14 protein-coding genes are annotated in these 13,461 nt (G+C 61.1%); 12 read left to right on the top strand and 2 right to left on the bottom strand.

Annotation, left to right across the window (positions count from 1 at the left end; translation table 11 throughout):
• The first annotated feature begins 91 nt into the window (after positions 1-91).
• The 3 genes from ACW9IB_RS25555 to ACW9IB_RS25545 all read left to right on the top strand — a co-directional run bounded on the left by ACW9IB_RS25555 (position 92) and on the right by ACW9IB_RS25545 (position 3,734).
• The gene (locus ACW9IB_RS25555; protein WP_457367398.1) at positions 92-1,150 is read left to right on the top strand and encodes a PA0069 family radical SAM protein; all 1,059 of its coding nucleotides are present in this window, start codon (positions 92-94) and stop codon (positions 1,148-1,150) included.
• Positions 1,151-1,375: 225 nt separating this feature from the next.
• Positions 1,376-2,107: a carbonic anhydrase gene (locus ACW9IB_RS25550; protein ID WP_457367397.1), complete on the top strand. Its 732-nt coding sequence runs from the start codon at positions 1,376-1,378 to the stop codon at positions 2,105-2,107.
• A gap of 85 nt (positions 2,108-2,192) precedes the next feature.
• Positions 2,193-3,734, top strand: a complete 1,542-nt coding sequence (locus ACW9IB_RS25545) for a SulP family inorganic anion transporter (protein ID WP_457415954.1) — start codon at positions 2,193-2,195, stop codon at positions 3,732-3,734.
• Positions 3,735-3,796: 62 nt separating this feature from the next.
• Here ACW9IB_RS25545 and ACW9IB_RS25540 read toward each other — a convergent pair whose 3' ends face one another.
• Complete coding sequence (locus ACW9IB_RS25540; protein WP_457367395.1) at positions 3,797-4,444, bottom strand: hypothetical protein; 648 nt, start codon at positions 4,442-4,444, stop codon at positions 3,797-3,799.
• Between the two features lie 368 nt (positions 4,445-4,812).
• On the opposite strand from ACW9IB_RS25540, the gene coxB reads away from it, so the two are divergent.
• The 4 genes from coxB to ACW9IB_RS25520 all read left to right on the top strand — a co-directional run bounded on the left by coxB (position 4,813) and on the right by ACW9IB_RS25520 (position 9,204).
• Positions 4,813-5,940 carry a cytochrome c oxidase subunit II gene (gene coxB, locus ACW9IB_RS25535; protein ID WP_457367394.1) on the top strand — a complete coding sequence of 376 codons (1,128 nt, stop codon included), beginning with the start codon at positions 4,813-4,815 and terminating at the stop codon, positions 5,938-5,940.
• Between the two features lie 58 nt (positions 5,941-5,998).
• Complete coding sequence (gene ctaD, locus ACW9IB_RS25530) at positions 5,999-7,585, top strand: cytochrome c oxidase subunit I (protein ID WP_457367393.1); 1,587 nt, start codon at positions 5,999-6,001, stop codon at positions 7,583-7,585.
• Positions 7,586-7,729: 144 nt separating this feature from the next.
• The gene (locus tag ACW9IB_RS25525) at positions 7,730-8,281 is read left to right on the top strand and encodes a cytochrome c oxidase assembly protein (RefSeq protein WP_457367392.1); all 552 of its coding nucleotides are present in this window, start codon (positions 7,730-7,732) and stop codon (positions 8,279-8,281) included.
• A gap of 35 nt (positions 8,282-8,316) precedes the next feature.
• On the top strand, positions 8,317-9,204 hold the full coding sequence (locus tag ACW9IB_RS25520; RefSeq protein WP_457367391.1) for a cytochrome c oxidase subunit 3: 888 nt from the start codon (positions 8,317-8,319) through the stop codon (positions 9,202-9,204).
• Between the two features lie 6 nt (positions 9,205-9,210).
• On the opposite strand, the gene ACW9IB_RS25515 is transcribed toward ACW9IB_RS25520, so the two are convergent.
• Entirely contained in the window at positions 9,211-9,414 is a 204-nt protein-coding gene (locus ACW9IB_RS25515; protein ID WP_457367390.1) for a twin transmembrane helix small protein, read from the bottom strand.
• A 44-nt stretch (positions 9,415-9,458) separates the two neighbouring features.
• On the opposite strand from ACW9IB_RS25515, the gene ACW9IB_RS25510 reads away from it, so the two are divergent.
• From ACW9IB_RS25510 to ACW9IB_RS25490, 5 genes are read left to right on the top strand one after another with little or no spacing between them, the layout of a single operon-like run.
• Positions 9,459-10,226, top strand: coding sequence for an SURF1 family protein (locus tag ACW9IB_RS25510; protein ID WP_457367389.1), 768 nt, complete (start codon positions 9,459-9,461; stop codon positions 10,224-10,226).
• The gene (locus ACW9IB_RS25505) at positions 10,192-10,785 is read left to right on the top strand and encodes a hypothetical protein (RefSeq protein WP_457415953.1); all 594 of its coding nucleotides are present in this window, start codon (positions 10,192-10,194) and stop codon (positions 10,783-10,785) included. Before ACW9IB_RS25510 ends, ACW9IB_RS25505 begins: the two co-directional genes overlap by 35 nt.
• 10 nt (positions 10,786-10,795) lie before the next feature.
• Entirely contained in the window at positions 10,796-11,875 is a 1,080-nt protein-coding gene (locus ACW9IB_RS25500; protein WP_457367387.1) for a COX15/CtaA family protein, read from the top strand.
• Complete coding sequence (gene cyoE, locus ACW9IB_RS25495; RefSeq protein ID WP_457367386.1) at positions 11,863-12,762, top strand: heme o synthase; 900 nt, start codon at positions 11,863-11,865, stop codon at positions 12,760-12,762. Before ACW9IB_RS25500 ends, cyoE begins: the two co-directional genes overlap by 13 nt.
• Positions 12,759-13,394 (top strand): SCO family protein, encoded by a 636-nt coding sequence (locus ACW9IB_RS25490; RefSeq protein ID WP_457415952.1) that lies wholly within the window; start codon positions 12,759-12,761, stop codon positions 13,392-13,394. Before cyoE ends, ACW9IB_RS25490 begins: the two co-directional genes overlap by 4 nt.
• The last annotated feature ends 67 nt before the right edge of the window (positions 13,395-13,461 follow it).

The following is a 13,461-nucleotide window of genomic DNA, read 5'->3' as shown; positions in this document are numbered from 1 at the left end:
AGCAGGACGTAAAAGCACGGGCCGCCAGACGGCACTGGTCAGATGCCGTCTGGATCGATACTGTATATAAAAACAGTATAGAGGCGTTCCCATGTCGACTCCGTTGCCGCCCCGTGGTCGGGGCACGGCCACCAATCTGCACAATCGTTTTGCGCCGACGGTCAGCGTGGTCGAGGACGACGGCTGGTTTCAGGAAGTGCCACCGACTCAAGGCACTGAAGTGCGTATCGAAACGGCCAGGACCATCATCACCCGCAACAACTCGCCGGACTTGCCCTTCGACCGCTCGATCAACCCTTATCGCGGCTGTGAGCACGGTTGTATCTACTGCTATGCGCGGCCCAGCCATGCCTATTGGGACCTGTCGCCGGGGCTGGACTTCGAAACCAAACTGATCGCCAAGAGCAACGCCGCCGACGTGCTGGAGCAACAGCTGTCGAAGCCGGGGTACGTATGTGCGCCGATCAACCTGGGTTCCAATACCGACCCGTACCAGCCTATCGAGCGCGAGTACGCCATCACCCGGCAAACCCTCCAGGTGTTGCTGCGTTATCGGCACCCGGTGACGATTATCACCAAGGGCTCGCTGATCTTGCGCGACCTCGACCTGCTGACCGAGCTGGCGCGCCAGCGCCTGGTGGCGGTGATGATCAGTCTCACCAGCCTGGACGATGAGCTCAAGCGTATCCTTGAGCCCCGCACGGCAGCGCCCAAGGCGCGATTGCGGGCGATTCGGGTGATGCGAGAGGCCGGAATCCCGGTGGGGGTGCTGTGTTCGCCGATGATCCCGATGATCAACGACAGCGAGCTGGAAAGCCTGTTGGCTGAGGCCCACGCCGCCGGAGCGCAGAGTGCGGCCTACATGATGCTGCGCCTGCCGTTGGAAGTGGCACCGTTGTTCGAAGAATGGTTGGCGGCGCATTACCCGCAGCGTGCGGCCCATGTGATGAGCCTGGTGCGCCAGGTGCGTGGTGGTGAGGTGTACGACAGCCGTTTCGGCGTGCGCATGCGCGGTGAGGGGCCGTTCGCTGACCTGTTGGCCCAGCGTTTCAGCAAGGCGATCAAGCGATTGGGGTTGAATCGAAGGGAAGGCTTCAACCTGGATTGTTCGGCATTTTGTCCGCCAGGCAGGCAGATGGCATTGTTGTAGACTGAATGGGTAAACGCAGTGTTTTCATTGAGATGATTGCGTTTTGATATCGCTGAAACTCGCGGTCTAGAGCGGTTAATTCAGTTTGAGTTAAGTTTCCAAGGTTACCTTCTTCAGCGAATGACTGATAAGTCGGCGGTCTGGCCTGTACAGTTTTACAACTGACCCTTTGGCCGGTGTCGAGCTGACCTGAAAACTACCCTGTATTAATCAAGAGAACGAATCATGAGTGACAAGGATAAACAGCCTTCGGCTGCGTCGGCCTCAGCCCCCCAAGTGGCAGAAACTGCCGATGCAGCGCTGAAGCATATCGTTGACGGCTTTTTGCATTTCCATCACGACGTCTTCCCCCAACAGGAAGAACTCTTCAAGAAACTCGCCACGGCCCAGAGCCCGCGGGCAATGTTCATCACCTGTGCCGATTCGCGCATCGTGCCCGAGCTGATCACCCAGAGTTCGCCCGGCGACCTGTTCGTGACCCGCAACGTCGGCAACGTGGTTCCGCCCTACGGGCAGATGAACGGTGGTGTGTCCACGGCGATCGAGTACGCGGTACTGGCCTTGGGCGTGCAGCACATCATCGTGTGCGGTCACTCCGATTGCGGCGCCATGCGCGCAGTACTCAACCCCCAGAGCCTCGAGAAGATGCCGACGGTCAAGGCCTGGCTGCGGCATGCCGAGGTCGCCAAGACCATGGTCCACGACAACTGCGACTGTGCCAACGAAGGCGAGAGCATGCAGGTGCTGACCGAAGAAAACGTCATCGCCCAGCTGCAACATTTGCGCACCCACCCTTCCGTGGCTTCGCGCATGGCCAGCGGTCATTTGTATATCCATGGCTGGATCTACAACATCGAGACCAGCGAAATCCGCGCCTACGATGCGGACCAGTCGAAGTTCCGTTCGCTGGCCGGCGACGGGCCGATCCCTTCCGCGACGCCTAAAGCGCGCTTCTAAAACACTTCCCTGCCGGGTAACGCGATGGCTGCCATTCGAGCAGCCAGGCGTTGCCACGCCCGGCGAATGCCTCGGGAGAGTCATTATGCGTGCTGCTCAATTGAAAGCTGTATTGCCACGTGAGCTGCTCGCGTCCGTGGTGGTGTTTCTGGTCGCCTTGCCCTTGTGCATGGGCATTGCGATCGCTTCCGGCATGCCGCCGGCCAAAGGCCTGATCACCGGGATCATCGGTGGCCTGGTGGTGGGCTGGCTGACGGGTTCGCCGCTGCAGGTCAGTGGCCCGGCGGCGGGCCTGGCGGTGTTGGTATTCGAACTGGTGCGTCAGCACGGCATGCTGATGCTCGGCCCGATTCTGCTGCTGGCCGGGTTCCTGCAACTGGTAGCCGGACGCATGCGCCTGGGCTGCTGGTTCCGCGTCACGGCGCCTGCCGTGGTGTACGGCATGTTGGCAGGGATTGGCGTGCTGATTGTGCTGTCCCAGGTTCATGTGATGCTCGATGGCGCGCCCAAGCCGTCGGGACTGGATAACCTGACGGGCTTCCCGGCGGCGCTGGCCGATGCGATTCCGACTCTGGGCGGCGGTCTGGGCTGGCAGGCGGGTTTGCTCGGGTTGTCGACGATGCTGGTCATGTACGCCTGGGACAAGCTCCGCCCGCAGAAGCTGCGCTTCGTGCCGGGTGCCTTGTTGGGCGTGGGCCTGACCACACTGGTCAGCCTGATGCTGGCGTTGCAGGTCAAGCGTGTGGAAGTCCCCGCGAACCTGGCCGATGCCATCGACTGGCTGCGCCCCAGTGACCTGCTGAACCTGGCGGATCCACAGCTGTTGATCGCTGCATTCGCCGTAGCGTTTATCGCCAGTGCCGAAACCTTGCTGTCCGCAGCCGCGGTCGATCGCATGCACAACGGCCAACGTTCGGACTTCGACAAAGAATTGTCTGCACAGGGCGTAGGCAACATGCTGTGCGGTCTCGTCGGCGCCCTGCCGATGACCGGCGTGATCGTGCGCAGCTCGGCCAACGTCCAGGCCGGCGCCACCACGCGTTTTTCGACGATGTTCCACGGGTTGTGGCTGCTGGCGTTCGTGCTGTTGCTGTCGAGCGTGCTGCAAAGCATCCCGGTGGCGAGCCTGGCGGGCGTGCTGGTGTACACCGGTATCAAGCTGGTGGACATCAAAGCGTTCAAGGCGCTGGGACGCTATGGACGGATGCCGATGTTCACCTATGCGGCCACGGCCTTGGCGATTGTCTTCACCGACCTGCTGACTGGCGTGCTGGTGGGCTTCGGGCTGACATTGCTCAAACTGGCCTTCAAGGCCTCACGGTTGAAGGTCAGCCTGATCGACCTGCCGAAGAGCGGCGAGATGGAGCTGCGCCTGACCGGTGCCGCGACCTTTCTGAAAGTGCCGGCGTTGACCCAGGTGTTGTCGACGGTGCCGGAAGGAACAACCGTGCATGTACCGCTCAATAACCTGAGTTACATCGACCATTCCTGCCTTGAGTTGTTGGAGGAATGGGGCCGGGCGAATGCGGCCAAGGGCTCGAAGCTGGTGATCGAGACGCGTGGGTTGAAGCGCCGGCTGGAAGGCCGGGTCCGGACGACGACGGGGATAGGTTCGGCGGCAGTCTGACCACCCAATAACAATGTGGGAGCAAGCCCGCTCCCACATTTGATCTTTATCGGTTTTGAGATTTAAGCCGGTTGATCCAGCGCCAGCTCAACACCCAGCTGGCGCGACAGGCATGGCCAGCGTTTCCACGCGGCTTCCGTGTCCGGGCTCTTGAGGGTTTCGCGGTAGGCTTCGACCGATTCCAGCGCAAAGCTGTCTTCGTTGAGCATTTCGTCGACCGCCAGATGCACGGCTTCATCCAGCTTGTTGGCGAATTCCTCACCGATCAGTTGGTGGGCAATCAAGTTGGCCACGGTGGTGTCCGCCGGGATCAACGGCTGGCCAAAGTGCTTGATATACAGATCGTTGACTTCCTCCACCAGGCGGTGAGCCAGGTAGGCCTCGTCCAGCAGGCCGTCGAGGCCTTCATGGCCGGCCAGGATCGCCGGCGGTTGCAGGAAGAAATGCTCGGCGATCTTCAGCACCGGTTTGATCTGGCTTTCGATGCCGGCCTCGCGGGCCACGTCGTTGGCGGCATCGAGCAGGTCGGGGACCAGGTCGATGTAGGCCGTGACAAAGCGGGTCATGACAATGTTGCGATCACCGTCAGCCAGGGAGATGGCCGAATGCAGGTGCGGCAATTGGTTTTCCAGTTGCTGGGCAAGCTGGCCCGTGTTGGCTTCGTGTTGATGGGCACGGGAAATCTGCTCGCGCAATGCGGCGGTGTTCATGAAAGCTCCAGTGATGCAGGCGTAGGAATAGGGAGAGCATAAGGTAGCTCGTTTGTACGAGCCCCTAAGACGCATTTGTCATAATTATTTCACGGTTATGCGTGGCGGTTATATCGAATTGCCATCGTTCGTCGGAAAAACGATTCCGCTCTCGGATCTATTGGGTTTCGTCGATCATTTTCGCTCATTTTCCCCTACACATTGCGGGGTTGCAGACCCTGTCTATACTCGGATTTGTACGCAATTAGCTGATGACGCCAGACTGCATGAGCAGGTGAGGCTAAGCGGTTGTAAAGCAGTATGGAAGCCGCTCCCTTCGACGCAGGTGCAAACCGGCGGGATAACAAGAACGATAAGGGGAACCCGCAATGACGCGACATCCACACGTTTGGATGGGCCTTCTGTTGTGGTCGATATTCGGCCAGGCGCACGCCGCCTGGACCACGAATATGGCGCCAGGGGCAACCGAGGTCAGTCACGCCGTGTTCGACCTGCACATGACCATTTTCTGGATCTGTGTAGTGATCGGCATTGTCGTGTTTGGCGCGATGTTCTGGTCGATGATCATCCACCGCCGGTCCACGGGCCAGGTCGCGGCCAAGTTCCACGAGAGCACCACCGTGGAAATCCTCTGGACCGTAGTGCCCTTGCTCATCCTCATCGCGATGGCCATCCCGGCGACCAGGACACTGATCAATATCTACGACAGCAGTGAGTCGGATATCGATATCCAGGTCACCGGCTATCAGTGGAAGTGGCATTACAAATACCTGGGCCAGGATGTGGAGTTCTTCAGCAACCTGGCCACACCCGCCGAACAGATTCACAACCAGGCCACCAAAGGAGAGCACTACCTGCTGGAAGTCGACCAGCCGCTGGTGCTGCCGGTGGGCGCCAAGGTGCGTTTCCTGGTGACGGCCGCAGACGTGATCCATTCCTGGTGGGTGCCGGCCTTTGCGGTCAAGCGCGACGCCATCCCCGGCTTCGTCAACGAGGCCTGGACCCGCGTCGAGAAGCCGGGCATCTACCGTGGCCAGTGCGCCGAGTTGTGTGGCAAGGATCACGGTTTCATGCCGATTGTGGTCGAGGTCAAGTCCAAGGCCGACTACGACACCTGGCTTGGCGAGCGTAAGGAAGAAGCGGCCAAGCTCAAGGAACTGACGTCCAAAGAGTGGACCCTTGAAGAGTTGGTGGCGCGTGGCGACAAGGTCTATCACACCACCTGTGTGGCCTGTCACCAGGCCGAAGGCCAGGGCCTGCCGCCGATGTTCCCGGCACTCAAGGGCTCGAAAATCGCCACCGGCCCCGCGGCTGATCACCTGAGCCTCGTCTACCACGGCAAGCCTGGCACCGCGATGGCGGCGTTCGGCAAGCAGCTCTCGGAAGTGGACATTGCCGCCGTAGTGACCTACGAGCGGAATGCCTGGGGCAATAACAAAGGCGACATGGTCACGCCGAAAGACGTGCTGGCCATCAAGCAGGCGGAAAGCAAATGACCTATTCCACGGCGTTTACCTACACCCGCCCCGCCCACTCGCTTGCAGGAGAACGGCCATGAGCGCTGTGATTGATGACCATGGTCACGCTGACCATGCCCATGGCCCCGCCAAGGGGCTGATGCGCTGGGTGCTGACCACCAACCACAAAGACATCGGCACCATGTACCTGTGGTTCGCCTTCGCGATGTTCCTGCTCGGCGGCTCGTTCGCCATGGTGATCCGGGCCGAGTTGTTCCAGCCGGGCCTGCAAATCGTCGAGCCGGCATTCTTCAACCAGATGACCACCATGCACGGCCTGATCATGGTGTTCGGTGCGGTGATGCCAGCCTTCGTCGGCTTGGCCAACTGGATGATCCCGCTGATGATCGGCGCGCCCGACATGGCCCTGCCGCGCATGAACAACTTCAGCTTCTGGCTGTTGCCGGCGGCGTTCCTGCTGTTGGTGTCCACGTTGTTCACGCCGGGCGGCGGGCCGAATTTCGGCTGGACCTTCTACGCGCCGCTGTCCACTACCTACGCGCCGGAAAGCGTGACCTTCTTCATCTTCGCCATCCACCTGATGGGCATCAGCTCGATCATGGGCGCGATCAACGTGGTCGCCACCATCCTCAATCTGCGCGCGCCAGGCATGACGTTGATGAAAATGCCGCTGTTCGTCTGGACCTGGCTGATCACCGCCTTCCTGCTGATCGCGGTAATGCCGGTGCTGGCGGGCTGCGTGACCATGATGTTGATGGACATCCACTTCGGCACCAGCTTCTTCAGCGCGGCCGGTGGCGGTGACCCGGTGCTGTTCCAGCACGTGTTCTGGTTCTTCGGCCACCCCGAGGTGTACATCATGATCCTGCCGGCCTTCGGTGCCGTCAGCTCGATCATCCCGACCTTCTCACGCAAGCCGCTGTTTGGTTACACCTCCATGGTCTACGCCACGGCGAGTATCGCGTTCCTTTCATTCATCGTGTGGGCGCACCACATGTTCGTGGTGGGCATTCCGCTGGTGGGCGAACTGTTCTTCATGTACGCCACCTTGCTGATTGCCGTGCCCACCGGGGTGAAGGTGTTCAACTGGGTCAGCACCATGTGGCAGGGCTCGCTGACGTTCGAGACGCCGATGCTGTTCGCGGTGGCCTTTGTGATCCTGTTTACCATCGGTGGTTTTTCCGGGCTGATGCTGGCGATTGCGCCGGCGGACTTCCAGTACCACGACACCTACTTCGTGGTGGCGCATTTCCATTACGTGCTGGTGCCTGGGGCGATCTTCGGCATCTTCGCTTCGGCCTACTACTGGCTGCCGAAATGGACCGGCCACATGTACGACGAAACCCTGGGCAAGCTGCATTTCTGGCTGTCTTTCGTGGGCATGAACATGGCGTTCTTCCCGATGCACTTTGTGGGGTTGGCCGGCATGCCGCGCCGGGTGCCGGACTACAACCTGCAGTTCGCCGACTTCAACATGGTCTCGTCCATCGGCGCCTTCATGTTCGGTGCTACGCAGATTTTCTTCCTGTTTATCGTGATCAAGTGCATCAAGGGCGGCAAGCCGGCGCCGGCCAAGCCGTGGGACGGTGCCGAAGGCCTGGAGTGGAGCATCCCCTCGCCTGCGCCGTATCACACCTTCACCACGCCGCCGGAGGTCAAATGAACACCTTGGCGCAGGCCGGCTCGGTCCCCTGTGGGAGCTGGCTTGCCTGCGATGACGGCCTGACAGTCGGTGAATATGGCGCCTGTTCCACCGCTATCGCAGGCAAGCCAGCTCCCACAGGACGTCAAAGACAAGGTGATCGCCATGGCTGAATCTGTGCCGATCAAGCGCCTGGTCACTCGCCTGCTGATCCTGGTAGTGGCGATGTTCGCGTTCGGCTTTGCCCTGGTGCCGATCTACGACGTGATGTGCAAGGCATTCGGCATCAACGGCAAGACCGCCGGGCAATACGAGGGCGAGCAGATCGTCGACCCTTCGCGCCAGGTACGGGTGCAGTTCTTGTCCACCAATGCCATCGACATGGTCTGGGATTTTTATGCCAAGGCGGACGAAGTGGTGGTCAACCCGGGTGCGGTCACCGAGATGCTTTTCGTGGCCTACAACCCCACCGACAAACCGATGACGGCCCAGGCTGTGCCAAGTATTTCCCCGGCTGAAGCGGCGATGTACTTCCACAAGACCGAGTGCTTTTGCTTTACCCAGCAAGTGTTGCAGCCAGGCCAGCGCATCGAGATGCCGGTGCGCTTCATCGTCGACCGCGACATGCCCAAGGATGTGAAGCATCTGACCCTGGCGTACACGCTGTTTGACATCACTGCGCGCCAGCCGCCGGTGGCTGCCCATACGGGCGGCTAGCTACTGTTTGCCCCCTCAATCAGGAGAGCGAATACATGTCGTCTCATGATACGTACTACGTACCAGCGCAAAGCAAGTGGCCAATAATTGCGACGTTTGGCCTGTTGATCACCGTGTACGGCCTGGGCGTGTGGTTCAACGACCTCAAGGCGGCGCGTCCGGAGTCCCACGGACCGTGGATCTTTTTCGTCGGCGGGCTGCTGGTTGCCTACATGCTGTTTGGCTGGTTCGGCGCGGTGATCAAGGAAAGTCGCGCCGGGCTGTACAGCCCGCAGATGGACCGCTCGTTCCGCTGGGGCATGTCGTGGTTCATCTTTTCCGAAGTGATGTTTTTCATCGCGTTCTTCGGTGCGCTGTTTTATGTGCGGCATATGTCCGGCCCGTGGCTGGGAGGCGAAGGCCATAAAGGCATCGCGCACATGCTGTGGCCGAATTTCGAGTTCGCCTGGCCGCTGCTGAACAACCCTGATCCGAAAATGTACCCGGCGCCGGAGGGCACCATCAGCCCGTGGGGGCTGCCGCTGGTCAATACCATCCTGCTGGTGAGTTCCAGTGTGACCATCACCATTGCCCACCACGCCCTGCGCAAAGGGCATCGCGGCGCGCTGAAACTCTGGCTGGCGATCACGGTGCTGCTGGGCCTGGCGTTTCTCGGCTTCCAGGCCGAGGAATATATCCACGCCTACAAAGAGCTGGGGCTGACCCTGGGTTCAGGCGTGTACGGCGCGACGTTCTTCATGCTCACGGGGTTCCACGGCGCCCACGTGACCATCGGCACGCTCATTCTGTTCGTAATGCTGATGCGCATCCTCAAGGGGCACTTCAATGCCGAGCATCAATTCGGTTTCGAGGCGGCCAGTTGGTATTGGCACTTTGTGGATGTGGTGTGGATCGGCCTGTTCTTCTTCGTTTATGTGCTGTGAAGCGCCTCACCAAGGGGCGTGAGAAACCAGCTGGCCGCTGAAAAAGCCCCAGGTGATCAGCGCCAGGGTGATTACGGCCAGCACCACGCGAACGGTCAGGGCATTGACGAGGCGGTTGGATTGGCCCCCGTCCTTGACCAGGAAGAACAAGCCGCTGAACAGGCTCGCGACGGTCGCGATCAGCATCAGGGCAATGGCGGCTTTGAGCATGGTCGGGTTCCTGGCGTTGGGCATTGAGGGAGTGGGGGCGGGCAATGAAAACAAGTATAGCCAGCGCCATGAAAGGTTTTCGTCCAGGCATCGCGCCGACCCTGGTGGTGATGGTTCTGCTGCCGTTGATGGTGGGCCTGGGTTTCTGGCAATTGTCGCGCGGGCATGAAAAGCAGCTGCTGGTGGACAGTTACGTCGAGCGCCGCGCGGCCGAGCCGATCAGCAGCGCGCAGCTCGGTGAAATGACGGACCCGGCCTTTCGTCGCGTGCATCTGCGCGGTCAACTGGATGCCGAACACAGCGTGTTTCTGGATAACCGCATGCGCGACGGCAAGGCTGGCGTCGAGCTGTTGCAGCCGTTCCATGACCAGGCCAGCGGCCTGTGGTTGTTGCTCAATCGCGGCTGGTTGCCCTGGCCCGACCGGCGTACGCCGCCGGTGTTCAGCACGCCTGAACAAGCCTTGAACCTGGACGCCTGGGTGTACGTCGCGCCGGGTGAAACTTTCCAATTGCATGCCGACCCCGCTGGCGGGCAATGGCCGCGTCTGCTGACCGCGCTGCACCCCGCCACGCTTTGGGCCGACCTGGGCCGCAGCGGTTTTGCCTACGAGCTGCGTGCCGAGGCTGGCCCGGGCACGTATGAAACCACCTGGCCAATCGTTGCCATGGGGCCGGAAAAACACCTGGCCTACGCGGTGCAATGGTTCGCCATGGCGTTGGCCTTGCTGGCGCTGTACCTCTACCTCGGATGGCACCCTACAAAAAAGGAGAAGCACCATGGGAGCAGCCATGAATCCACCCAGCATGTCTGACGCACCGGCGACGCCCGACCGGCGCAAGGGGCGCTGGCAGCTGATCCTTATCCTGCTGATGGTGATCGGGCCGATGGCGTTGGCCACCTTCATGTACAAGCTGCAATTCTGGGTGCCGGACAGCCGCAGCTACCACGGCGAGATGATCGGCAACGGCCAGACCCGCGCCGACATTGGCGTGCAGGCCGATGAGCAGCGCTGGCAACTGCTGGTCACCGCGCCTGCTGCGTGCGCTGCCGATTGCCAACAGTTGGTGTACCTCGCACGCCAACTGCAGATCAGCCTGGGCCGTGATGCCTCCCGCGCCAGCCACGCACTGGCCAGCGCCCAGCCGGTAAGCGCGGAGTACGAGGCCAAGCTGAAAGTCGAATACCCGCAACTGCAACGCTACCCGCTGGACCTGTCGACCTTTACCAGGGACGCCGCCGCACCGGGCGACGCGCAACTGTGGATCGTCGACCCCCACGGCAACCTGGTGCTGCGCTACGACGCCAAGGTCAAGGGCAAGGACCTGCTCAACGATCTGCGCCATCTGCTGAAACTGTCGAATATCGGATAAGGGCTTCGTCATGGCCAAACCTGGATTTCGCCTCGCGTTGTTCGCCACCTTGCTGGCACTGATTGTGGTGCTGCTCGGTGCCTATACCCGCCTGACGCACGCCGGCCTTGGCTGCCCGGATTGGCCGGGTTGCTACGGCTTTATCAGTGTGCCCAAGACCGAAGCTCAATTGGCCCATGCCGAGCTGCATTTCCCGGATACGCCGGTGGAGGCCGACAAGGGCTGGGCCGAAATGACCCATCGCTACTTTGCCGGCACCTTGGGTGTGCTGATCGTGTTGCTGGCGGCGCGTTCCTGGAGCCATCGACGTGACCCGGGCCAACCGGTGAAACTGCCCTTGTTCGTGCTGGCGGTAGTGTTTGCCCAGGCTGCGTTCGGCATGTGGACGGTGACGCTGAAGCTGTGGCCGCAGGTGGTTACCGGGCATTTATTGGGCGGTTTTGCCACCTTGAGCCTGCTGTTTCTGTTGACCCTGCGCTTGTCCGGCGTGCTGCCCGCGTTGATCGTGCCCAAGCGCCTGCAGTATTGGGCAACGGCCGGCCTGGTGCTGGTGATTGGCCAGATTGCGTTGGGTGGCTGGGTCAGCTCCAACTATGCGGCGGTGGCCTGTATCGACCTGCCAACATGCCATGGCGAATGGTGGCCGGCGGCGGACTTTGCCAATGGCTTTCACCTCACCCAGCACATCGGCCCCAACTACCTGGGCGGACAGTTGGACAGTGAGGCGCGCACCGCCATCCACCTGACCCACCGCGTCGGCGCGGTTGTCGTCAGCCTGGTGTTGCTCGGCCTGGCCTGGCAACTGCGCCTCACGGGAATGACGCGCCTGGCAGGCCTGTTGTTGATAGCCCTGGCGGCGCAAATCAGCCTGGGCTTGAGCAACGTGTATTTCCACCTGCCGTTGCCGGTGGCGGTCGGGCATAACGCCGGTGGCGCGGCGCTGCTGTTGACCCTGGTGCTGGTCAACTATCACGCACGGACCAGCCTGGTCCGGGTGCGTCATCAACAGCCGTTCGGTTGGCGCTTCATTCCGCGTAAACACGTTTCGAGCCTCATCACCCTCAAAGGAGAGATGCCATGGCGACCTTGATCGGCGCGCGCCGCGACCAGGCGATCTGGCGTGACTACCTGGAGCTGACCAAGCCGAAAGTGGTGGTGCTGATGCTCATCACCTCTTTGGTGGGCATGTTTCTCGCCACGCGCGCCGGGGTGCCGTGGACGGTGCTGGTGTTCGGCAATCTCGGTATTGCCCTGTGTGCGGGCGGTGCAGCGGCGGTGAACCATGTGGTGGATCGGCGGATCGATGCGGTGATGGCGCGCACCCACAAGCGGCCGCTGGCCCAGGGGCGGGTGTCGCCGTTGGCGGCACTGGCGTTCGCCTTGTTGCTGGCGGTGGCCGGGCTGGCGCTGCTGCTGGCGTTCACCAACGCCCTTGCGGCATGGCTGACATTAGCGTCGCTGCTCGGGTACGCGGTGATCTACACCGGCTTTCTCAAGCGCGCGACCCCGCAGAACATCGTGATCGGCGGCCTGGCCGGTGCCGCACCGCCCTTGTTGGGATGGGTGGCGGTCACCGGACATGTCAGTGCCGAGCCCCTGTTGCTGGTGCTGATCATCTTCGCCTGGACGCCGCCGCACTTCTGGGCGCTGGCCATTCATCGCAAGGAGGAATACGCCAAGGTCGACATCCCCATGCTGCCGGTTACCCACGGCGAGCATTACACCAAGGTGCATATCCTGCTTTATACCTTTGCCCTGTTGGCGGTGAGCCTGATGCCTTATGTGATCCACATGAGCGGCCTGCTCTACCTGGCCTGTGCGCTGGCATTGGGCGGACGCTTTCTGCAATGGGCCTGGGTGTTGTACCGTGGCGGTCGGCCGCACGCGGCGATCAACACCTTCAAGTACTCTATCTGGTACCTGCTGCTGCTGTTCATTGCCCTGCTCGTAGACCACTACTTACTGTTGAACCTATGACTCGAACTCAAAAAACTGTCTTCATCCTGGTGGCCATCGTCGCGCTGATCATGGGCCTGACCGTCAACAAAGTGCTCTCGGGCAAGGGGCAAGGCGACCCCACCGCGCTGATCGACGCCGGCATCATCCTGCTGCCGCAAAGCCGCCAATTGCCGCCGGTGACGATGATCAATCAGGACGGCCAGCCGGTGCAGGTCAACGAGTTGAAAGGCAAGTGGAGCCTGCTGTTCTTCGGCTACACCTTCTGTCCGGATATCTGCCCCACTACCCTCGCCCAACTGCGCCAGATCAAGAGCGAGCTGCCCAAGGACGCTGTAGACAAGTTGCAGGTGATCCTGGTCAGCGTCGACCCGCACCGCGATACGCCGACCCAGCTCAAGCAATACCTGGGCTATTTCGACCCGCAATTCCAGGGCCTTGCCGGCGCGAATGTGGAGGAGGTGCAGAAGGTGTCGAATGCAGTGAGCATTCCGTTCATTCCGGCGGACACCAGCAAGCCGAACTACACCGTCGACCACAGCGGCAACCTGGCGTTGATCGGGCCGGACGGGACGCAGCGCGGTTTTATTCGTGCGCCGTTGAATAACCAGAAGTTGGTGGCGCAGTTGCCGGTGTTGTTGAAGCGTCAATAACAGGCAATGCAAAACAAGTGTGGGAGCGGGCTTGCTCGCGAATGCGGTGTATCAGTCACGAATGTAT

The sequence above is a fragment of the Pseudomonas sp. SDO524_S393 genome, from assembly GCF_054071875.1.
This window is presented reverse-complemented; position numbering and strand designations above follow the sequence as displayed.

What these genes read in the sequence shown, in the direction of transcription:
- ACW9IB_RS25555 (WP_457367398.1), top strand. Translation starts at nt 92, where the DNA reads ATGTCGACTCCGTTGCCGCCCCGTGGTCGGGGCACGGCCACCAATCTG.
- ACW9IB_RS25550 (WP_457367397.1), top strand. Translation starts at nt 1,376, where the DNA reads ATGAGTGACAAGGATAAACAGCCTTCGGCTGCGTCGGCCTCAGCCCCC.
- ACW9IB_RS25545 (WP_457415954.1), top strand. Translation starts at nt 2,193, where the DNA reads ATGCGTGCTGCTCAATTGAAAGCTGTATTGCCACGTGAGCTGCTCGCG.
- ACW9IB_RS25540 (WP_457367395.1), bottom strand. Translation starts at nt 4,444, where the DNA reads ATGAACACCGCCGCATTGCGCGAGCAGATTTCCCGTGCCCATCAACAC.
- coxB (WP_457367394.1), top strand. Translation starts at nt 4,813, where the DNA reads ATGACGCGACATCCACACGTTTGGATGGGCCTTCTGTTGTGGTCGATA.
- ctaD (WP_457367393.1), top strand. Translation starts at nt 5,999, where the DNA reads ATGAGCGCTGTGATTGATGACCATGGTCACGCTGACCATGCCCATGGC.
- ACW9IB_RS25525 (WP_457367392.1), top strand. Translation starts at nt 7,730, where the DNA reads ATGGCTGAATCTGTGCCGATCAAGCGCCTGGTCACTCGCCTGCTGATC.
- ACW9IB_RS25520 (WP_457367391.1), top strand. Translation starts at nt 8,317, where the DNA reads ATGTCGTCTCATGATACGTACTACGTACCAGCGCAAAGCAAGTGGCCA.
- ACW9IB_RS25515 (WP_457367390.1), bottom strand. Translation starts at nt 9,414, where the DNA reads ATGCTCAAAGCCGCCATTGCCCTGATGCTGATCGCGACCGTCGCGAGC.
- ACW9IB_RS25510 (WP_457367389.1), top strand. Translation starts at nt 9,459, where the DNA reads ATGAAAACAAGTATAGCCAGCGCCATGAAAGGTTTTCGTCCAGGCATC.
- ACW9IB_RS25505 (WP_457415953.1), top strand. Translation starts at nt 10,192, where the DNA reads ATGGGAGCAGCCATGAATCCACCCAGCATGTCTGACGCACCGGCGACG.
- ACW9IB_RS25500 (WP_457367387.1), top strand. Translation starts at nt 10,796, where the DNA reads ATGGCCAAACCTGGATTTCGCCTCGCGTTGTTCGCCACCTTGCTGGCA.
- cyoE (WP_457367386.1), top strand. Translation starts at nt 11,863, where the DNA reads ATGGCGACCTTGATCGGCGCGCGCCGCGACCAGGCGATCTGGCGTGAC.
- ACW9IB_RS25490 (WP_457415952.1), top strand. Translation starts at nt 12,759, where the DNA reads ATGACTCGAACTCAAAAAACTGTCTTCATCCTGGTGGCCATCGTCGCG.